Below are 254 nucleotides of genomic sequence, written 5' to 3'. Positions count from 1 at the left end.
CCAGGACGAGTTCGAGGCGCTGTGGCGTGGCGCCGACCGCTACCGCACCGTGCCGCCGCTCGCCACCTGACGGGTTCGTGCTCGATCGCGTGATCCGCGCGCTGGAATTTCCCGCGCGCGTCAGCGGCGCGATTGCCGCGTGGATCCTGGTGCCGCTGGTGCTGGTGACCTGCTTCGAGATCGTGATGCGCTACGCTTTCGGCGCACCCACGATCTGGGGGTTCGAGTTCGCCAGCATGCTGACCGGCGCCAAC

General features: G+C 68.9%; 1 pseudogene. It reads left to right on the top strand.

From position 1 onward, the window contains the following. Positions 1 to 26: 26 nt before the first annotated feature. Positions 27 to 254: pseudogene (locus KZZ04_RS19985) on the top strand (hypothetical protein); the annotation flags it as partial.

This window comes from Pseudoalteromonas sp. CR1 (genome assembly GCF_019392235.1).
GTDB lineage: Bacteria > Pseudomonadota > Gammaproteobacteria > Enterobacterales > Alteromonadaceae > Pseudoalteromonas.
This window is presented reverse-complemented; position numbering and strand designations above follow the sequence as displayed.